Below are 17883 nucleotides of genomic sequence, written 5' to 3'. Positions count from 1 at the left end.
GCGACCGCGACGCCGTGCACGGCGGCGACGCGCGCCAGGGCGTCCGCTGATCCGACGGGCAGCGCCGCCCAGAGCGCGAGTCCGCCGAGCGGTTCGCGGAACGTCCAGTCAGGCAGGTGCTCCGCCATGAGGCGGATCAGCAGCCGTAGTCGCTCCTGATGCGTGGCGGAGACCTCCCGCCGCAGTTCGCCCGCGTGCTCGAGCAGATCGCTCGCGAGCAGTTGAGCGGGAACACTCGTGGACTGGTCGGCCAGTTGGCGCGCACCGCGCAACCGCCGCACCAGCACCGGGTCGGCACGCAACCATCCGACCCGCAGCCCCGCCCACGCCCACTTCGACACGGATTCGACGACGATCACCGGAGCGTCCGGTCGCTCCGCGGCGAGCGTGGGCGGCACGACGCCGTCGAACGATATCCCGGCCACGACCCTGTCCTCGACGATCGGCACGCCGTACTGCGCCGCGAGATCGGCGATGCGCGTTCGCGCGGCCGCAGGCAGTCGCGTGCCGGTCGGGTTCTGATGATGCGGGTTCAGCGCGACCAGCGCCGGGCGCATCCGCGCCATCGCCACCTCCAACGCAGCGACATCGATCCCGTCGTCTCCCATCACGATCCCGTGCACGCTTCCCCCGCGCAATCCGACCGTGTCGGTCACGCCCGGCCAAGTCACCTCCTCGGCGAGGACGACATCGCCGGGGCCGACCAGTGCATTCACGACCAGGCTGATGGCCTGCTGCGCACCGTGGGTCACCAGGATCTGCTCGGGTGTGGTGACGGTGCCCTCAGCCGTCAGCAGGTCCGCGATCTGCTGACGCAGCATAGGGAACCCGGCCGGGTCCGTCTCCGGGCTCAGTGCGAGATCGAGGCGCGGCTGATGCGCGCGGATGATCGCGACGGCCGCGGCGGGGATCTGCGGAACAGTGCGCAGCAGATCGATCGCGTCCGGCAGCGCCGAGAAGAGCGCTTCGCCACGCCCGCCGCGCCCGCCGTCACGCGCGCGCCCGGTGGACGAGCCGGCGATGCGCGTGCCACTGCCCTGGCGGCGTTCGACTGCGCCCTCCTCGGCGAGCACCGCATACGCAGACACCACGGTCCCGCGGGAGACCGCGATCGCCGCCGCGAGCGTGCGTTCGGCGGGCAGGCGATCCCCAGGACGCAGCTCTCCCGTTTCGGCGAGGGAACGGATACGGTGCGCGAGCTGCGCCGACAGCGTCCCGTCGCCATGCGCCCAGCGTCCGAGCCTGGCGGCCAGGGCTGCGGAATCGACCAAGGCCGTCCGATGGTCCACCAGCCGTTGATTGGCCCTGTCGTCTGCGCTCATGAGAGTTCATTCTGGTCCAATGAGCCACTCGATCACAGACGTTTCACCATTCATGGGGCCAATCTCGAATGATTGGACCATCGAGGAACTGCTGGATTGGTTCGCAGAAGATGACCACCGCCTCAGCGACGACAGCCTGCGGACGCCGCTGCTCATGGTCGAGGAGGCGCTCACCGGACAGCCCTGGGCGCCTGCGGCTGATGCGTCCTTCCGTGGCATTCGCGCGTCGCGCTCACCCGGGATCGTCAGCCTGGTGCGATCGATCGCCATGCACTCCCGTGCTCACCCCGCGATGCGTGCGTACACCCTGGCGGAAGTCGTCTCCGGGGCGAGCGCTCGCCTGGTCGGCGCCGAGATCGGTGGCGCCTGACGACTCTCGCCGGTCAGGCGAGAACGGCGGCGCCCGAACGGCCCGACGTGCGCTCGACGAGCATCTCGCCGAGCGCACTGATCTCGGCGGCGAGGAGATCAGGGTCCTTCGTGTCGGACTCGTACACGTAGGTCGTGGACCCGTGCGTCGCGCCGCAGTAGGACACGATCCCTCTCTCGATCTGCGTGCGCACGGTCTCCGGGATCCCATGGCGCTCGAAGCTCGCCGCATCGTCGCCCGCGACGATGACCAGATGGACCGTGAGTCGATCCAGCATCCCGAACTGGGTGGCACCCGGCGTCGCGTCGTACGCCCACCCGCCCACGAACACGCGGTCGATCCAGCCCTTGAGCAGCGCCGGCATCGACCACCAGTACATCGGGAACACGAGGATCAGATGGTCGGCACGATCGACGCGCTCCTGCTCGGCGACCACCTCTGCGGGCACGTCTCCCTTGCCGCGATAGAGCGCCAGATCGGCCTCCGAGAACCTCGGATCGAAGCCCTCGGCCGCGAGGTCGGCGAATTCGACGTCACCACCGGCCCCGCGGATCGCGTCGAACGCCGCACGCGCGGCGCCGTGGGTCAATGATTCGCGATCCGCGTGCGAGACGACGACAAGACTGCTCATGGGCTTCCTCCGGTATGGTTGTTATGTACTAAGCGTAGGTTACCGATAGTACATAAGATGAGGAGGCATCGGATGCCGCGACAGAGGCTGTCTCGAGAAGACAGGTACAGCCAGCTGATCGACGTCGCGTGGGCGCTGGTGCGCTCGGAGGGCGCGGATGCTCTCACCCTCGGCCGCCTCGCCGACCGCGCGGGCGTCGCCAAGCCCGTCGTCTACAGCCACTTCGCCTCCCGCGCCGCCCTGCTGGCGGCGCTGTTCACGGAGTTCGACGATCGCCAGACGGCGATGCTCGAGGAGTACCTCGAAGCCGCGGATGCGTCTCTCGACGGGCGCGCGAACGCCATCGCGGACTCGTACGTCGAATGCGCGCTCGCTCAGGGTCGGGAGCTGACCGGCGTGCTCGCGGCTCTGGAGGGCTCGCCTGAGCTCGAGCAGGTCAAGCGGGAGTCGGAACGCGCGTATTCGGAGCGATGCAGGGAGATCCTCGCGCCCTTCAGCGGGCCCGGGGGCGTCAGGCCCGCGTCGCTGACCGCCGTCTTCGGTGCCGCCGACGCCCTCTCGCAGGCCGCGGCGACAGCGGCGCTTCCCGCCGATCAGGCGAAGCAGGAACTCTCCGCGCTGATCGTCACAGTCGTCGGCAGGGGCTGATCCGCCTCGCCCGTCGGTCAGGTGGCCTGCGCGGCCGATTGCTCGGTGACGATCCGGGCGCGGTCGCGGAAGCCCTCCGCGGTGACCTTGTCGAGCGCCACCTGCTTGCGGATCGCGGCGGTCCGCTCGTACAGCGTCGGCTCGCCGAAGCTCGTGAGCACCTTCACGAGTACGGGGAGCAGTTCGATCATGAAGAACAGGGCGGCGATGAGCCAGTGCGCCCAGAGGATGGCCGGCTCCTTCTCGGAGAGGCGGTTCAGTCCGCTGATCTGGCTGAGCAGACCCGTCGCCCCCGCGTTGCCTCCCGCCACGGCATCCGCCCTCGCGTTGTACGCGGCGAGCGCCTGGTCGTAGCCGTCCCTCGCGGCGGGGAGCTGGGTCTGCGCCTGCTCGCGGTTCTGCGCCTCGGATGTCGAGGTGTTCTCCTTCGCCGCGGAACCGGCGGCTTCGAGATCGGCGTTCGCGTCGCGCAGCTGGGCGGCGAGCGCGTCGTACGTATGCTGGGCCTGGGCGAGCTGCGCCTCGGCGGCGTCGGAGCTCGCGCCCTCGCCGTTCACGCCGGTGCAGCCGGGCACCGTGCCCGCACCCTCGCCGGTGAGCTCGCACTGGTACAGCGCGCGTGCCTGATCGATCACGGCCTGCTGGTCCGTCATCTTGGCGCCCAGGTCGTCGACCGTCGCCTGCGCGGCGGATTCGCTCGCAGAGGATGCGTCGGTGCCGGCGACGATGCCGGTGGCCGCCTGGTTCTCGAGCGTCGCGACGCGTTCGGATGCGGCATCCAGCGCCAGCTTCTCCGGGCCGGACTCCAGTGCCTCCTGGTCGGACTGCGCCTGGACGATGTTCGTCGCGGCGACCTCGCGGGAGATGTCGTTGTGGAAGATCTGCAGCACGAGCGGCTCCGCGACGACGAAGCCGATGATCACGGCCATGATCACACGCGGGATCGCGAGCCCGATGAGCTTCCAGATGTTCCTCGTCGAGGTCATGGTCGAGGTGAGGAAGCGGTCGAGGTTGAAGATGATGAGTGCCCAGATGATCGCCAGCGGCACCGCCAGCCAGATGATCGCCTGCACACCGGTCGTGAGCGCGAAGAGCATCGAGATCGCCGAGACCAGTGCGGTGCCGGCGAGCACGAAGAACATCTGCACGAAGCGCGAGGTCTCACCGGGGACGCGGTCGAGGATCTCTCCGTCGGCGCCGCCCAGGATCGCGAGGGTGCGCAGTCGGGAACCCGGCGCGCGGGGACGACGCGCGCGACGAACGCGCGGCGCGCGCTCCGGCTTCACCCGCGTGGCGGCCGTCGGCGCGGCATCCGGCTCCGTCGGCACCGGGCGCTGCGGCGTGGCGCCGATGAAGGGCTCATCGTCCGCGGAACCGGAGCGGTCGGCGTCCGTCGCGTCGTCGACGGAGGAAGTGGATTCGGAACCCGTGGGCTCGAACTCACGCAGGAAGTCGAGGTCGTCGGTCGTGGCATCCGCGTCGCTGTCGAGGATGATCTGACCCTGCGAGTCGAAGCGACCCGGTCGATGGGCGGAGTAAGGCATCAGACAAACTTAGGAAAGCGTGCCTGTGGACTCGGTGCAAAACCCCTGCACGGCGCTCCCAGGAACGGATGCCGCGCAGCGATCAGATGAGCCGATCGACAGTCGCGCCGAACGCAGCCAGCGAGGCGTCGAGTGTCAGATGTCCGGCGGCCGAAAGCGTGCCGAGTCCGTGCACGAGGCCCCAGAGTGCGGCGACGTCCTCAGGCTCGTCGAGCCCGACGGCCTTCGCGGCGGTGGCCAGCACCGTCTCCAGTTCATCGATGAGTGGTGCCATCGTCTCGGTCGGAGAACCCGGCACGCACACGGTCGGATCGTAGATGACGTCGAACGAGTTCGGATGCTCGGCCGCGAAGCGGATGTATGAACCCCCCGCCTCCACGAGCGCCGCACGGGGGCTGCCGGCCTCTGCTCCCCGACGAACGGTGTCGACGAGTTCCGTCATGCTGCGCTCGGCGAGAGTCTTCAGCAGACCTCGCCGGTCGGTGAAGTGGTGATAGGGCGCGTTGTGGCTCACGTCGGCTGCGCGCGCCACTTCCCGAAGACTGATCTCGGCGGCCGGCATCCGCTCCAGCAACTGCATGGCCGCGACCTCGAGTGCGTGCGCAAGGTCACCGTGGTGATAGCCGGTCTTCGAACTTGACATGAGCAACATTGTCTCTTATCTTGACAGTGTCCACAACCTAGACAGTGTCAAGATAGGAACTCCCCATGCCCTCCGCTCTCGTCATCGACGGCCACCCGGACGCCGAATCCCTCACGTCATCCCTCGCGCAGCGCTACGCCACCGGGTACGGGGATGCTCGGCTGCTCGCGCTTCGCGACCTCGAATTCGATCCGCACATGCGGTTCGGCTATCGACAGCGCATACCTCTGGAGCCCGACCTCGCAGACGCGAAGCGGGCCATGCAGGAGGCGAAGACGATCATCATCATGACCCCGCTCTGGTGGGGATCAGTGCCGGCGCTGCTCAAGGGGTTCTTCGATCGCGCCCTGCTGCCTCAACAGGAGTACCGGTACAACGCGCGCGGACTCCCGGAGGGACTGCTCAAGGGACGACGCGGACGGATGCTCCTCCTCGCCGACACCCCGTGGTACGCGGCTCCCGTCCTCGGGCTCCCCGCCGTCACGCACGTCGCGAAGAGCACGATGAAGCTCTGCGGCGTCCGGCCCTTCACGGTGCAGCGCCTGCTCGGCGTCCAAGGTGCCGACGACGCCAAGATAGCGAGATGGCTCGACGGAGCAGAGCGCACCGGGGCGTCAGATGCGCGGAGGGACGCGGATCGGCCGATGCCTCAGGCCATCGCCGCCGAGGCGGCCTCGTCCTCGGTCGTCGCGACGAGCTGACCGCACGCGCCGTCGATCTCCTTGCCGCGGGTGTCGCGGAGCGTCGTCGGGACACCCGCGTCGTTGAGGCGGCGCACGAACTCGTTCGTGACCTCGCGGGTCGACGCCGTCCACACCGACTCGGGCGTCGGGTTCAGCGGGATCGGATTCACGTGCACCCATCCGCGCCCACGGGCGTTGAGCTTCTCCGCCAGCAGATCGGCGCGCCACGCGTGGTCGTTCATGTCCTTGATGAGTGCGTACTCGATCGAGACGCGACGACCGGTCTTCTCGTAGTACTCGTACGCGGCATCCAGCGCCTCGTCGACCTTCCACTTCGAGTTCACCGGGATGAGCTCGTCGCGCAGGTGATCGTCAGGGGCGTGCAGCGACAGCGCGAACGTGACGGGGATGCCCTCGTCGGAGAGCTTGCGGATGGCCGGGACGAGGCCGACCGTCGACACCGTGATGCCACGTGCGCTCATGCCGAGGCCGTGCGGCTGCTCCGCGACCATCGTGCGCACGGCATCCATCACGCGCTTGTAGTTGGCGAGCGGCTCGCCCATTCCCATGAAGACGATGTTGGAGACGCGCTCCATGCTGTGGTCGTCGGCCTTCTTGCCGCCGAGGCCGCCCTCGGCGATCAGACGGTTCGCGCGGACGATCTGCTCGATGATCTCGGCCGACGACATGTTGCGGGTCAGTCCCGCCTGGCCCGTCGCGCAGAACGGGCAGTTCATGCCGCATCCGGCCTGCGAAGACACGCACAGCGTGATGCGTCCGGGGTAGCGCATGAGCACCGACTCGACGAGAGCGCCGTCGTGCAGTCGCCAGAGGAACTTGATCGTGTCGCCCTTGTCGGTCTCGAGGCGGCGCACCTCGGTGAGCAGCGGCGGCAGCATGCCGGCGACGAGCTCTTCACGCTGCGCGGCGGGAAGGTCGGTCATCTCGGCCGGGTCGGACGTGTAGTGGGTGAAGTAGTGCGTCGACAGCTGCTTGGCGCGGAAGCCGGGCAGGCCCAGCTCCTTGACCTTCTCGACGCGCTCTTCGACGCTGAGGTCGGCGAGGTGCACGGGCGGCTTGCCGCGCTTCGGGCTCGCGAACTGCAGCAGCGGACGCCCGCTCTCGTCCTTCTTCTGAGTCCAGCCTTCGGTACGGGGGCGCACCTGCGGGGCGGCACCCGTTTTCGGGCGTGCGGGACCCGTCGAGCGGATGCGGGAGGACTCAGTCATGCCTTCAAGGGTACGCGGTGGCGGGTGGGAAGCGGCTGGTGGCGAGAGGGCGGCCTCCTAGAATGGCGCGATGGAGATCCTGACCGTCCTCGGCGTCGTCATCGTGATCGTCGTCGTGATCGTGCTGGTGCGGCGCGCGCTGAGATCGATGCGCCCTGAGGTGCCCTCGATCCGCCCTTCCGGGCAGAGCGCCCTCCCGTTCGCGGCGTCGCCGACGGTCGTGACGGCAGAAGCCGCGCATGAGGTCGAACGGCTCCTCTCCCAGGGGCAGAAGATCCAGGCGATCAAGCTGCTGCGAGAGCAGACCGGGCTCGGACTCGCCGAGACGAAGAACCTCATCGACACCTGGCCGGACGCGATCACGGTCGCCCAGCATCGATTCGCCCCGTACGTCGCCTCGCCGACCGCGGCCGTGCCGCCGGTCGCCCAGGGAGTGCTGCCACCGGACGTCATCGCGCAGATCGATCATCTCGTCGCCGCCGATCAGAGGATCCACGCGATCAAGCTCTTCCGAGCCGCGACCGGAGTCGGTCTCAAGGAGGCGAAGGACCGGATCGACGCGTGGGTTCCGCGCGGCGGCGCGCGCTGACCTGTCACTACAGCCTGCGTGATGCACGAGAATGGAAGCATCACCGATCGAGGAGCTTCCATGACCGACCGCCTTGCCCGTGCCCGTGCCACCGGAGTCCTCGCCGTGCTGCGCGCTCCCTCCCCCGAGCAGGCGCTCGATGCGGCGGAGGCGATCATCCGCGGCGGCGTCACCGGCATCGAGGTCACGTACTCCACCCCGGATGCTCCTGCCGTCATCCGTGAGCTCATCTCGCGGCACGGCGACGCGGCGTACGTCGGCGCCGGCACCGTCACCAACGTCGAGCAGGCGACGGCCGCTGCCGATGCGGGCGCCGAGTTCCTCGTGAGCCCCGGCACGCTGCCCGACCTCACCCGCGCCATGCTCGACACCGGCCGCGTCGTCATGACGGGCGCGATGACCCCGACCGAGGTCATGGGTGCGCTCGCTCTCGGTGTCGACGTCGTGAAGATCTTCCCCGCATCCCTCGGCGGCCCCGCCTACCTCGGGGCCCTGCGCGGACCGTTCCCCGACGCACCGCTCATGCCCACCGGCGGGGTGAAGCCCGACAACCTGGCCGACTGGTTCGCCGCAGGCGCCGTGGCCGTCGGCGCGGGCGGCGATCTCGCGAACTCCGCATCCATCAAGACCGGCGACTGGGCAGACCTCACCGCGCGCGCACAGGCGTTCGCGGCGGCACTCAGCGCCGTGCGCGGCTGAACTGGGCCAGAGACGGTGGAGCGTGCACGTGAGACGGATGCTGCTGACCGTGCTGCTGCTCGCCATGGCAGCCGCGACCGCCGCCTGCACGCCGTCGACCGAGGCTGAGGAGCCGGGTATGCACACCGACGCCGAACAGCGCCTGCTCGTGGCGGCATCCGCCGGCGACGACGATGCCGTGCGCGATGCACTCGAAGGCGGTGCGGACCTGGAATCGCGAGGCGAGAACGGGATGACCGCGCTCATCGTCGCGACCAAGGCGAACCACGTCGACGTCGCACGCACGCTCATCGAGGCCGGCGCCGATGTGAACGCTCAGGACGACATCGAGGACTCCGCATTTCTCTATGCCGGCGCCCGCGGCCACGATGAGATCCTCCGGCTCACGCTCGAGAACGGCGCCGATCTGTCGAGCACGAACCGCTTCGGCGGGACGGCCCTCATCCCGGCGTCCGAACGGGGACTGCTGAGCACCGTGCGGATCCTGCTCGACGCAGGAGTGGACCCAGATCACATCAACAACCTCGGCTGGACGGCCCTGCACGAGGCGATCGTCCTCGGCGACGGGTCGGACGCCTACGTCGAGGTGATCGAAGCCCTGCTCGACGGCGGCGCCGATCCGACGATCGCGGACGGTGACGGCGCCTCGCCGCGCGAACTCGCCGCCGCCCGCGGCTACGACCGGGTCGTCGCCGTGATCGACGCGCACTGATGCCCGACCTCCTGCCCTGGGCCTGGGTCGTCCTCGCGATCGCCGCGCTCACGATCGGCCTCGCGAAGACCGCGATCCCCGGCGGCGGCATCCTGCCCGTGGCGCTGTTCGCGGCGGTGCTGCCGGCACGCACGTCGACGGCCGCCCTGCTGCTCCTGCTGATCGTCGGCGACATGTTCGCGCTGATCGCCTATCGGCGGCACGCGCACTGGCCGACCCTGTTGCGGTTGGCCCCCGCGGTCGTCGCGGGGCTTCTGGCGGGTTTCGCCTTCCTCGCACTCGGAGACGACGGCATCGTGCGCCGCGCGATCGGCCTGATCCTGCTCGCCATGATCGCCGTGACGCTGTGGCGCCGGTGGCGTCAGCGCAGGACCGATGCCGCAGCGGCCGAGCACGGCGTCGTCGTGGCATCGACCTACGGCGCACTGGCCGGGTTCACGACGATGGTCGCCAACGCGGCGGGACCGGTGATGTCGATGTACTTCCTCGCGATGCGCACGCCGGTGCAGGTGTTCCTCGGCACCTCGGCGTGGTTCTTCGCGATCGTGAACCTCGTGAAGGTGCCCTTCCTCGCAGGCATCGGCCTGTTCGACGGCCAGGTGCTGCTGATGGATGCCGTGCTGATCCCGCTCGTCGTCGTCGGCGCCCTCGTCGGGGTGCGCGTGGCGCGCCGGATGAAGCAGCAGGTGTTCGACGGGATCGTGATCACCCTCACGATCGTCGGCGCCGTCTACCTGCTGCTCTGAAGCCCCACCCGCCGCGCGCCGGCCTCAGCCGAGGAAGATGTCCGGGAAGAGCCGGTCGTCCGGTGTGCCGGGTACTGCGGCATAGCCGGAGAAGTCGGTCACGCCGTCGGCCTCGAGCACGTCCTCCACGATCAGGCTCTGACCGGTGTAGTCGGCAGCGGTCTTCGTGAGGACGGCGTACGCGGCATCCGCATAGATCTGCGGCGTACGGCTCGCGGCCATCACCTTGTCACCGCCCAGCAGGTTCTGCACCGCGGCCGTCGCGATCGTCGTGCGCGGCCACAGCGTGTTGGCGGCGATGCCGTCGGCGGCGAACTCCGCAGCGAGTCCGAGTGTGACCATCGTCATGCCGAACTTCGCCAGCGAGTATCCGGTGTGCGCACCGAGCCACTTCGGTGTGGGGTTGAGCGGCGGCGACAGAGACAGGATGTGCGGGTTCGACGACTCGCGCAGCTGCGGGATCGCGGCACGCGAGAGCATGAACGTGCCGCGGACGTTGACGTCCTGCATGAGGTCGTACTTCTTCGCGCCGAGATCGAGTGAGCGCGACAGGTCGATGACGCTGGCGTTGTTGATCACGATGTCGATGCCGCCGAACTCACCCTGCGTCTTCATGACCGCCTCGGTGATGTCGTCGTCCTCGCGCACGTCGCCGACGATGGGCAGTGCGTTTCCACCCGCGGCCGTGATCTGCTCGGCGGCGGTGTGGATCGTGCCCTCGAGCTTGGGATGCGGGGTGTCGGTCTTGGCGAGCATCGCGATGTTCGCGCCGTCCGCTGCCGCGCGCAGCGCGATCGCCAGTCCGATACCACGGCTGCCGCCCGACATCAGGATCGTCTTGCCTGCGAGGTTGGTCATGCTGCTCCTTCTTGTGCGTTCAGTTCTACTTCGGTGCCATCCGGATCGCGCCGTCGAGGCGGATCGTCTCACCGTTGAGGTAGCCGTTGTCGATGATGCTCATGGCCAGGGCGGCGTACTCGGCGGGTCGGCCGAGTCGCGCGGGGTACGGCACCTGCTGCCCGAGGGACTCCTGCGCGGCTTCGGGGAGGCCGGCGAGCATCGGGGTCTCCATGATGCCCGGTGCGATCGTGCACACCCGGATGCCGTGGCGGGCGAGCTCGCGCGCGATCGGCAGCGTCATGGCGTGCACGCCGCCCTTCGACGCCGAGTACGCCGGCTGCCCGATCTGCCCGTCGAACGCGGCCACGGATGCGGTGTTGATGATGACGCCACGATCGCCGGAGTCGGAGGGTTCGTTCTTCGCGATCACGGCGGATGCCTGTGAGATGACGTTGAATGTGCCGACGAGGTTGATGCGGACCACGCGCTCGAAGTCCGCGAGTACTGCGGGCTTGCCGTCGCGATCGAGCACCTTCGCGGGTGGTGCGATGCCGGCGCAGTTCACGACGATGCGCAGCGGAGCCGCGGCGTTCGCGGATGCTGCGGCGGATGCGGCATCGTCGGGACTCGTGACGTCACCAGGGGCGAACGTGCCGCCCAGCTCTGCGGCCAGCTCCGCGCCCTGAGATGAAGGAAGATCGAGCAGCGTCACGTGCGCGCCGGCTGCGGCGAGCGCGCGGGCGGTGGCGAGGCCGAGGCCTGAGGCGCCGCCCGTGATCAGTGCTCCGGATCCCTGGACCTGCATGTGTTCTCCTTCGAACGGGTGTGCAACTCAGTTCCAGCATACGCAGTTCTCAGTTCCACCCTGGCGTCGCGGTGCGAACAGGTGTTGGGTGGAGGGTATGGAACTGCGTCGCAAGCGAGCCTACGACAACGCCGAGGCGGCTGACGGGTTCCGTGTGCTGGTGGACCGGCTGTGGCCGCGAGGCCTGGCGAAGGAAAGGGCTGAGATCGATCTGTGGGCCAAGGACACCGCTCCCAGCCCCGAACTGCGCAAGGCCTGGCACGCGGCATCCGACGATGACTGGGGCGTATACGCCGACCGCTATCGCGCGGAACTGGAGAATGAGACCGCACCCGCACTCGAAGAGCTCGCAGCCGAACTGAAGCAGCACGGAGTCGTCACCCTCGTCTACGCCGCACATGACGAGGAGCACAACCACGCGGTCGTGCTCGAACAAGCACTAGGCGAACTGTTGTGAGCATCCCCTCCACGCACATCGAAGCGCCGCAGCGTGTGCGCGAGCTCGCAGGGCGCGCGGCGCTCGCGCCCGTGTGGCACAACAACATCGGTGGGCTCACGTACCGCACCGACGACGGGCGCTTCATCAAGTACGGCCCCCTCGATGCCGAGGCGAACATGCGCGACGAGGCGGAGCGCATGCGCTGGGCCTCCCGGTGGACCCCGGTGCCAGAGGTCATCGAACAGGGAGAGGATGCCACCCACGAGTGGCTTGTCACGGTCGCCGTTCCCGGCGAAAGCGCTGTCGTGGCCCGGTGGATCGCCGAGCCCGCAACGGCTGTGGGAGCCGTCGGTGAGGGTCTGCGCGCGCTGCATGATGCACTGCCGATCGGCGAATGCGCGTGGAGTTGGGGCGTACCCGCCCGAATCGCGAATGCCGAAGCCCGCGGCATTCGCGTACCCGAAGCACTGCACGAGGCGCCGGCCGTCGATCGCCTCGTCGTCTGCCATGGCGACGCGTGCGTACCCAACACCCTGCTCGACGCCGGCGGCCGCTGGCTCGCGCACGTCGACCTCGCCGCACTCGGCACCGCGGACCGCTGGTCCGACATCGCCGTGGCATCCATGAGCACGACGTGGAACTACGGCCCCGGGTGGGACGACGCTCTCATCGACGCGTACGGCATCGAGCCCGACCGCGAGCGACTGGCGTACTACCGCGACCTGTGGAATGCGACATGACGGCTCATCCGCTCATGTTCGAAGATGACGACCCGCTGCTGGCACGGGTCCGAGCCATCGCGCTGGCCCTTCCCGAGGCCGCGGAGAAGATCAGTCACGGACGCCCGGCGTTCTTCACGCAGAAGGTGTTCTGCTACTACGGCGGTTCCGTCCGCGACGATCAGGAGTGGATCGCCCACGATGCGGCGATCATGGTGCGCCCCGACCCCGGCGACGATCCGGCACTCCGCCAGGATCCGCGATTCTGGGTGCCGGCGTACCTCGGGCCCTCGGGCTGGCTCGGGATCGACCTCGACGACGACACGGACTGGCGGGAGATCGCCGAGCTCATCGACGCCTCCTTCCGCGTCACTGCGCCTCGGCGGCTCGTGCGCGAGCTCGACGAACGCTGAGAGCGACGTCGCCAGCGCTACACATTTCGGCATCCGCGTCATCGATCGATGTAGCGGATGCCGAAACATGTAGCGGATGGTCGTGGAAAGAGGATCTCAGCTCCACACGAACCGGAACGTGCCGAGCAACACCGCCGCAGCCAACGCGAGCGCCATGATCACCGCGCCCCCCAGCAGCGCGACTCCGTCGCGCGCGTGCAGACGCGACGGCCGGGCCCAGGTGCGCGGGATGCCGGAGCCGAAGCCGCGCGCCTCCATCGCCATCGCCAGCTTCGTGCCGCGCCTGACCGCGAACACGAGCAGCACGAATGCCATCGAGAAGAACCGCCGGAGCGCGCCGCGATCGCCGACGCCGCGCGCGGGGCGGGCGAGCCCCATCGTGCGCCAGTCGTCGAGGAACAATCCCAGCATTCTGGTGCCCGCGAGCACGCCGAGCACGAATCTGCTCGGCAGCTTCGCGACCTGGGCGAGGGCGTCCGCGAGCTCGGTCGGGTCGGTGCGCCCGAACAGCAGGATGGTCGGCAGCCCCAGAGCGACGACGCGCAGGCTCACCGCGAGGGCCAGTTGCACCGAATCCTCACTGATCGTCGCGAATCCGAAGCTCCAGTAGATGCGTCCGGCCGGCTCCGCGTACAGCAGCATGCTGAGGCCCGCGATCGGTGCGAAGAAGACGAGCGGCAGCATGCGGCGCAGCACCGTCGACAGCCGCATCCCTGTCAGCGGAAGGCAGAGGAGTTGCAGTCCGATGGCGACGACGCCGCTCACGACGTCGATCGACGCGAACAGCGGCACCGACAGCAGCAGCGCGAGGGCGATCTTCGTCACGGGATTCACTGCGTCGAGCCACGCCTGCTGCACCGTCTCCTCGACGTCGACAGCCGCGCTCACGATGCCTGCTCCAAAGAGATGCGGTGTCCGCCGAGGTGCTGGATCACACCTTCATCGTGCGTCACGGCGACGACCGAGGTGCCGGAGGCGACCTCCTCCCGCAGCAGGGCGACCAGTTCGATCCAGCCTCTCCGATCCTGACCGAAGGTCGGCTCGTCGAGCACGATCACCTCGGGGGACGCCGCGAGCACGGTCGCCACCGACAGCCGACGCTTCTGCCCTCCTGACAGCGTGAACGGATTCGCGAGGGCGAGGTGCGACAGGTGCAGGCGATCGAGCAGCCCGTCGACGACGGATGCGGTGCGTGCATCATCCCAGCCCAGCGCCTTGGGTCCGACGCCGAGCTCGTCGCGCAGCGTCTGAGTGAGGAACTGGTGCTCCGGCTCCTGGAACACCGTGCCGATGCGGGTGAGCAGCTCGCGCGATGTCCACCGGATCGGGCGGCGACCGCCTCGACCGGCGAGCGAAGGGGCGGCGACGACCTCACTCGCATGCTCGGGGATCAGACCGGCGAGCGTGAGCGCGAGCGTCGACTTGCCCACACCGTTCGGGCCGGTGATCACTGTCGCACGCGCCTTCGGCACGTGCACGTCGAGCGCGGACTGGACGACGGTGCGCGGGGTGCGGGCGATCGCGAGACCGCTCGCCGAGAGCACCGGCTCGGCCGAGGCCGGAGCGGCGGCGAGCACAGGCAGATCGAGCCTCTCGTCCGGCACCCACACGCCGGCATCCGCCAGCACTCGACCGTGCTCGGCGAAGACCTGCGCGGGCGCCCCGTCGGCGAGCAGTCCTCCATCAGCGCCGAGGACGATGACCCGCGTCATCAGGTCGACCCACACCGGCGTGCGGTGCTCGACGACGATCAGCGTCGCGCCGGTGGCATCGACGACGCGGCCGACGCTCGCCCGCACCTCGGCGATGCCCTCCGGATCCAGATTCGCGGTCGGCTCGTCGAGCAGCAGCAGCCCTGGCCGCATCGCCAGCACGCCGGCGAGCACCAGCCGCTGCTTCTGTCCGCCGGAGAGCTCCTTCGTCGGCCGGCGCAGCGGCACCTCGAGACCCACTGCCTCGAGCGCCTCGGCCACCCGTGCGGGGATCTCGGATGCCGGGACGCCGAGGTTCTCGCATCCGAAGGCGACATCGTCGCCGACCTTCGACAGCACGATCCCGGCATCCGGATCCTGCATGACGAGCCCCGCCTGCCTGCGCCGCGACTCGGGAGCCGCACCGTCGACCAGAAGCGAGCCGGTCCTGTCACCCTCGTCGGCGTCGCCGAGCACCCCGGCGAGGCCAGCGAGCAGAGTCGACTTGCCCGTCCCTGATGCGCCGAGCAGCAGGACGCGCTCTCCGGGCTCGATCGTGAACGAGACGTCGCTGACTGCGGCGCGTTTGCGCCCGGCGTAGCGCCACCCCCAGCCCGCAGCCTGCACACGGGCCGGGGTGGCAGCGGTCATGCTCAGACCTCGCGCGCGAGTTCTCGCCCTGCGGCGAAGCGGCTGAGCGCTCCCGTCTTCGCCAGTGCGCGCACGAGCAGCCAGCCGACGACACCGGCGAGGATCGCACCCGAGATCGCGACGCTGGTGAGGTAGATGGCGTTGAACTCGAGCGACTTGAGGATGTTCGGCGAGCTGCCGTAGAACAGCTCGAACACCCAGGCCGCCGCTCCCGCGCCGACACCGGCGAGAGCCGCGACCCCGAGGCCGAACCGGCGGTAAAGGAACAGCGCGAAGATCAGTTCGGCGCCGAGGCCCTGCACGAGACCGGACAGGACCGTGGAGACTCCCCAGACGTTTCCGATCAGCATCGACACGATCGCTGCGACCACCTCGACGACCAGAGCGGCCCCCGGCTTGCGGATCACGAGTCCGCCGATGACACCGCCGATCAGCCAGATGCCGACGGCGACGCCACCGAGCCCGGGGGTCACGGCATCCGCAGCACCGAACCAGGCGCCGCCGACGACGTTCCAGCCCCAGAACAGCAGACCGACCGCGACACCGAGGACGGCGGCGACGACGATGTCGACGACGCGCCAGCGCCAGGGATTGGCACCGGCGCCGTTCGATACGGCGTCGGGCGTGCGTGTAGACGTGCTCATTTGAACTCCTCCCTGCGCTGGCATGACCCAGATCAGGTTCGACGGTCGAAGCGCTTGTCGCTCCCTCTCAGCCCGGCTCGCCGGACTCCCGTGGTTGTGCAGACGATCTTACCCAGGTTCGAAAGCCCCCGCGCCGTCTCCCGCAGTCGCACTGCTCCGCAGCGGTGAGCCCCGCGCCCACGCACGGATTCGCACCGGATTCGATACCGTGAACAAGTGACGATCGATGACGCGACGCCCGATATCGGGGCGCTCACCCGGCGTGAGCTTCGTGCGACCACGGGTGCCACGGGCACCGTGGCCCCGCCGACCCTGCCGTTCAGCGACACCGCGGACGCCTCCGTCGCGGATGCGTCGATCGTTGATCACGTGGCGGAATCCGCGGAAACGCCCGCGAACGCGGCAGCTTCTGAAGAGTTGGTCCCCGGCGACTCCCCCCTTGACGACATCGAGACGTTGACCGACGCGGACGCCACCGTCGCCGCGATCGAGGATCCTCCTGCGAACGCCGCGCAATGGGCCGACGACGAGCAGACGGCGACCGCGTTCACCTGGCTCGACGTCGCCGCCGTGGACGAGGCCACCCGTCCTGCCGATCTCGATACCGTAACGATGCGCGAGACCGGTCCCGATCTGCTCGCCGATGCACCGCTGCGCCCCGCGCTGCTGCACGCGCGCTGGCTGGTGCCGCTCGGCACCCTCGCCGCACTCGTGGTGGCCTACGCGGCGACCGTGCTGCTGTGGCCGCTGCACGAAGTCCCCCCGACCGTGGAAGCCGTGGAGCTCCAGACGATCGCTTCAGAGGTCGCAGCACCCACCTGGCCGGCTGCGGGCAGCGCCGGCATCAGCGTCGCCGGCGTCTCGTCCGCTTCTTCCGCCGCGGACGCCGTGTCGATCGCCAGCGTGACGAAGGTCGTCACCGCACTGATGGTGCTGGATCGTCTGCCGTTGCAGCTCGGCGAGCAGGGCCCCGAGTTCGCGTTCTCGTACAGCGACAACGTGGAGTACTGGGATTACCGTCGCGGCGATCAGTCCGCACTCGACGTGCCCGTCGACGGCGTGCTGACCGAGTACCAGATGCTGCAGGGCACGTTGCTCGGCTCCGCCAACAACTACATCGATCGCCTGGCCCGTGAACTGTGGGGATCGGATGCGGACTTCGCCGACGCCGCAGCCACATGGCTCACGGAGCGCGGACTGTCCGGCATCACGATCGTGACGCCTTCTGGCTTCGACGAGGGCAACATCGCCACGCCCGAAGGGCTGCTGCGCCTCGGGGAGTACGCGATGCAGAACCCGGTCTTCGCGGAGATCGTCGGTACGGTCTCCGCCGACATCCCGGGCGCGGGCGTCGTCACGAACACGAACGGCATGCTCGCCGATCCCGGCGTCGTCGGCATCAAGACGGGAACCCTCGAGGGCTGGAGCATGCTCACCGCGAAGGACGTGACGGTGGACGACACGACCGTGCGCCTGTACGCGGCGGTCCTGAACCAGGGCAGCGACGAGGAGCGCCTCGCGGTGACGCGGTCGCTGTTCGCCGAGGTCGAGAAGACCCTGCAGGACACACCGCCCGCCGTTCCGGCCGGCACCGTCGTCGGTGAGGTCGAGACGCTGTGGGGCGCGCGCGTCGACCTCGTCACCGGCGAGGACGCCACAGTGCTGCTGTGGAACGGCGCATCGGCGGAAGCCGGTGCAGCGCTCGCACTGAGTGAGGAGCGCGCCGCCGGGGATCCGGCGGGCACCCTCACCGTCAGCGGTCCCGTCAACGCCTCCGAAGTCGGTGTCTCACTCGCGGACGAGCTGTCCGGGCCGAGTCCGTGGTGGCGGCTCACCCATCCGCTCGAGCTTCTCGGCGTCGTGGC

Annotated in this window: 21 protein-coding genes and 1 riboswitch; of the genes, 11 read left to right on the top strand and 10 right to left on the bottom strand. The window is 69.1% G+C overall.

The window, feature by feature from the left end:
- Positions 1-1322, bottom strand: a 1322-nt coding sequence (locus ACNPNP_RS01875; RefSeq protein ID WP_448964370.1) for an aminotransferase-like domain-containing protein, incomplete at its 3' end; no start/stop codon positions are given.
- 52 nt (positions 1323-1374) lie between these two features.
- Here ACNPNP_RS01875 and ACNPNP_RS01870 point away from each other — a divergent pair.
- Positions 1375-1692, top strand: coding sequence for a hypothetical protein (locus tag ACNPNP_RS01870; protein WP_448964369.1), 318 nt, complete (start codon positions 1375-1377; stop codon positions 1690-1692).
- Between the two features lie 13 nt (positions 1693-1705).
- Here ACNPNP_RS01870 and ACNPNP_RS01865 read toward each other — a convergent pair whose 3' ends face one another.
- Positions 1706-2323, bottom strand: coding sequence for an NAD(P)H-dependent oxidoreductase (locus tag ACNPNP_RS01865; protein WP_448964368.1), 618 nt, complete (start codon positions 2321-2323; stop codon positions 1706-1708).
- 72 nt (positions 2324-2395) lie between these two features.
- On the opposite strand from ACNPNP_RS01865, the gene ACNPNP_RS01860 reads away from it, so the two are divergent.
- Positions 2396-2971 carry a TetR/AcrR family transcriptional regulator gene (locus ACNPNP_RS01860; RefSeq protein WP_448964367.1) on the top strand — a complete coding sequence of 192 codons (576 nt, stop codon included), beginning with the start codon at positions 2396-2398 and terminating at the stop codon, positions 2969-2971.
- Between the two features lie 17 nt (positions 2972-2988).
- Here ACNPNP_RS01860 and ACNPNP_RS01855 read toward each other — a convergent pair whose 3' ends face one another.
- Together ACNPNP_RS01855 and ACNPNP_RS01850 are read right to left on the bottom strand one after the other, a co-directional pair.
- Positions 2989-4515, bottom strand: coding sequence for a DUF4407 domain-containing protein (locus ACNPNP_RS01855; RefSeq protein ID WP_448964366.1), 1527 nt, complete (start codon positions 4513-4515; stop codon positions 2989-2991).
- An 82-nt stretch (positions 4516-4597) separates the two neighbouring features.
- Positions 4598-5158: a TetR/AcrR family transcriptional regulator gene (locus ACNPNP_RS01850; protein WP_448964365.1), complete on the bottom strand. Its 561-nt coding sequence runs from the start codon at positions 5156-5158 to the stop codon at positions 4598-4600.
- Positions 5159-5223: 65 nt separating this feature from the next.
- Here ACNPNP_RS01850 and ACNPNP_RS01845 point away from each other — a divergent pair, with 65 nt between their 5' ends.
- Positions 5224-5859 (top strand): NAD(P)H-dependent oxidoreductase, encoded by a 636-nt coding sequence (locus ACNPNP_RS01845; protein ID WP_448964364.1) that lies wholly within the window; start codon positions 5224-5226, stop codon positions 5857-5859.
- On the opposite strand, the gene rlmN is transcribed toward ACNPNP_RS01845, so the two are convergent.
- Positions 5808-7070, bottom strand: coding sequence for a dual-specificity RNA methyltransferase RlmN (gene rlmN / locus ACNPNP_RS01840; RefSeq protein WP_448964363.1), 1263 nt, complete (start codon positions 7068-7070; stop codon positions 5808-5810). The two genes, ACNPNP_RS01845 and rlmN, sit on opposite strands and share 52 nt — an antisense overlap.
- Positions 7071-7140: 70 nt before the next feature.
- Here rlmN and ACNPNP_RS01835 point away from each other — a divergent pair, with 70 nt between their 5' ends.
- Genes ACNPNP_RS01835 through ACNPNP_RS01820 form a run of 4 tightly spaced genes read left to right on the top strand, consistent with a single transcriptional unit; the run spans position 7141 to position 9816 of the window.
- Positions 7141-7659, top strand: a complete 519-nt coding sequence (locus ACNPNP_RS01835; RefSeq protein WP_448964362.1) for a ribosomal protein L7/L12 — start codon at positions 7141-7143, stop codon at positions 7657-7659.
- Positions 7660-7719: 60 nt separating this feature from the next.
- Complete coding sequence (locus tag ACNPNP_RS01830; protein ID WP_448964361.1) at positions 7720-8358, top strand: bifunctional 4-hydroxy-2-oxoglutarate aldolase/2-dehydro-3-deoxy-phosphogluconate aldolase; 639 nt, start codon at positions 7720-7722, stop codon at positions 8356-8358.
- 37 nt (positions 8359-8395) lie between these two features.
- Positions 8396-9070, top strand: a complete 675-nt coding sequence (locus tag ACNPNP_RS01825; protein ID WP_448964507.1) for an ankyrin repeat domain-containing protein — start codon at positions 8396-8398, stop codon at positions 9068-9070.
- On the top strand, positions 9070-9816 hold the full coding sequence (locus tag ACNPNP_RS01820) for a sulfite exporter TauE/SafE family protein (protein ID WP_448964360.1): 747 nt from the start codon (positions 9070-9072) through the stop codon (positions 9814-9816). The genes ACNPNP_RS01825 and ACNPNP_RS01820 overlap by 1 nt, the downstream gene beginning before the upstream one ends.
- Positions 9817-9840: 24 nt before the next feature.
- Here ACNPNP_RS01820 and ACNPNP_RS01815 read toward each other — a convergent pair whose 3' ends face one another.
- Together ACNPNP_RS01815 and ACNPNP_RS01810 are read right to left on the bottom strand one after the other, a co-directional pair.
- Positions 9841-10674 (bottom strand): SDR family oxidoreductase, encoded by an 834-nt coding sequence (locus ACNPNP_RS01815; RefSeq protein ID WP_448964359.1) that lies wholly within the window; start codon positions 10672-10674, stop codon positions 9841-9843.
- A gap of 25 nt (positions 10675-10699) precedes the next feature.
- On the bottom strand, positions 10700-11461 hold the full coding sequence (locus ACNPNP_RS01810; RefSeq protein WP_448964358.1) for an SDR family NAD(P)-dependent oxidoreductase: 762 nt from the start codon (positions 11459-11461) through the stop codon (positions 10700-10702).
- A 97-nt stretch (positions 11462-11558) separates the two neighbouring features.
- On the opposite strand from ACNPNP_RS01810, the gene ACNPNP_RS01805 reads away from it, so the two are divergent.
- Genes ACNPNP_RS01805 through ACNPNP_RS01795 form a run of 3 tightly spaced genes read left to right on the top strand, consistent with a single transcriptional unit; the run spans position 11559 to position 13032 of the window.
- The gene (locus ACNPNP_RS01805) at positions 11559-11918 is read left to right on the top strand and encodes a DUF488 domain-containing protein (protein WP_448964357.1); all 360 of its coding nucleotides are present in this window, start codon (positions 11559-11561) and stop codon (positions 11916-11918) included.
- Entirely contained in the window at positions 11915-12640 is a 726-nt protein-coding gene (locus ACNPNP_RS01800; protein ID WP_448964356.1) for a phosphotransferase, read from the top strand. The genes ACNPNP_RS01805 and ACNPNP_RS01800 overlap by 4 nt, the downstream gene beginning before the upstream one ends.
- Positions 12637-13032 (top strand): MmcQ/YjbR family DNA-binding protein, encoded by a 396-nt coding sequence (locus ACNPNP_RS01795; RefSeq protein WP_448964355.1) that lies wholly within the window; start codon positions 12637-12639, stop codon positions 13030-13032. Before ACNPNP_RS01800 ends, ACNPNP_RS01795 begins: the two co-directional genes overlap by 4 nt.
- Before the next feature lie 96 nt (positions 13033-13128).
- On the opposite strand, the gene ACNPNP_RS01790 is transcribed toward ACNPNP_RS01795, so the two are convergent.
- The 3 genes from ACNPNP_RS01790 to ACNPNP_RS01780 all read right to left on the bottom strand — a co-directional run bounded on the left by ACNPNP_RS01790 (position 13129) and on the right by ACNPNP_RS01780 (position 16018).
- Positions 13129-13920: an energy-coupling factor transporter transmembrane component T family protein gene (locus ACNPNP_RS01790; protein WP_448964354.1), complete on the bottom strand. Its 792-nt coding sequence runs from the start codon at positions 13918-13920 to the stop codon at positions 13129-13131.
- The gene (locus ACNPNP_RS01785) at positions 13917-15374 is read right to left on the bottom strand and encodes an ABC transporter ATP-binding protein (protein WP_448964353.1); all 1458 of its coding nucleotides are present in this window, start codon (positions 15372-15374) and stop codon (positions 13917-13919) included. Before ACNPNP_RS01785 ends, ACNPNP_RS01790 begins: the two co-directional genes overlap by 4 nt.
- A gap of 2 nt (positions 15375-15376) precedes the next feature.
- Entirely contained in the window at positions 15377-16018 is a 642-nt protein-coding gene (locus tag ACNPNP_RS01780) for an ECF transporter S component (RefSeq protein WP_448964352.1), read from the bottom strand.
- Positions 16009-16120, bottom strand: a riboswitch (TPP riboswitch). It overlaps the preceding gene by 10 nt.
- 114 nt (positions 16121-16234) lie before the next feature.
- Between ACNPNP_RS01780 and ACNPNP_RS01775 the strand changes: the two genes are divergently transcribed.
- On the top strand, positions 16235-17883 hold a 1649-nt coding region (locus ACNPNP_RS01775), incomplete at its 3' end, for a D-alanyl-D-alanine carboxypeptidase (protein WP_448964351.1).

The organism is Microbacterium xerophyticum, assembly GCF_053543555.1.
Note: the sequence above shows the minus strand (reverse complement) of the source record. Positions and strands in the feature narration are given on the sequence as shown.

Coding starts and splice junctions, on each gene's coding strand:
- ACNPNP_RS01825 (WP_448964507.1), top strand. CDS start 8,396: ATGCTGCTGACCGTGCTGCTGCTCGCCATGGCAGCCGCGACCGCCGCC.
- ACNPNP_RS01845 (WP_448964364.1), top strand. CDS start 5,224: ATGCCCTCCGCTCTCGTCATCGACGGCCACCCGGACGCCGAATCCCTC.
- ACNPNP_RS01870 (WP_448964369.1), top strand. CDS start 1,375: ATGGGGCCAATCTCGAATGATTGGACCATCGAGGAACTGCTGGATTGG.
- ACNPNP_RS01815 (WP_448964359.1), bottom strand. CDS start 10,674: ATGACCAACCTCGCAGGCAAGACGATCCTGATGTCGGGCGGCAGCCGT.
- ACNPNP_RS01855 (WP_448964366.1), bottom strand. CDS start 4,515: ATGCCTTACTCCGCCCATCGACCGGGTCGCTTCGACTCGCAGGGTCAG.
- ACNPNP_RS01805 (WP_448964357.1), top strand. CDS start 11,559: ATGGAACTGCGTCGCAAGCGAGCCTACGACAACGCCGAGGCGGCTGAC.
- ACNPNP_RS01780 (WP_448964352.1), bottom strand. CDS start 16,018: ATGAGCACGTCTACACGCACGCCCGACGCCGTATCGAACGGCGCCGGT.
- rlmN (WP_448964363.1), bottom strand. CDS start 7,070: ATGACTGAGTCCTCCCGCATCCGCTCGACGGGTCCCGCACGCCCGAAA.
- ACNPNP_RS01860 (WP_448964367.1), top strand. CDS start 2,396: ATGCCGCGACAGAGGCTGTCTCGAGAAGACAGGTACAGCCAGCTGATC.
- ACNPNP_RS01785 (WP_448964353.1), bottom strand. CDS start 15,374: ATGACCGCTGCCACCCCGGCCCGTGTGCAGGCTGCGGGCTGGGGGTGG.
- ACNPNP_RS01835 (WP_448964362.1), top strand. CDS start 7,141: ATGGAGATCCTGACCGTCCTCGGCGTCGTCATCGTGATCGTCGTCGTG.
- ACNPNP_RS01810 (WP_448964358.1), bottom strand. CDS start 11,461: ATGCAGGTCCAGGGATCCGGAGCACTGATCACGGGCGGCGCCTCAGGC.
- ACNPNP_RS01830 (WP_448964361.1), top strand. CDS start 7,720: ATGACCGACCGCCTTGCCCGTGCCCGTGCCACCGGAGTCCTCGCCGTG.
- ACNPNP_RS01820 (WP_448964360.1), top strand. CDS start 9,070: ATGCCCGACCTCCTGCCCTGGGCCTGGGTCGTCCTCGCGATCGCCGCG.
- ACNPNP_RS01865 (WP_448964368.1), bottom strand. CDS start 2,323: ATGAGCAGTCTTGTCGTCGTCTCGCACGCGGATCGCGAATCATTGACC.
- ACNPNP_RS01795 (WP_448964355.1), top strand. CDS start 12,637: ATGACGGCTCATCCGCTCATGTTCGAAGATGACGACCCGCTGCTGGCA.
- ACNPNP_RS01850 (WP_448964365.1), bottom strand. CDS start 5,158: ATGTCAAGTTCGAAGACCGGCTATCACCACGGTGACCTTGCGCACGCA.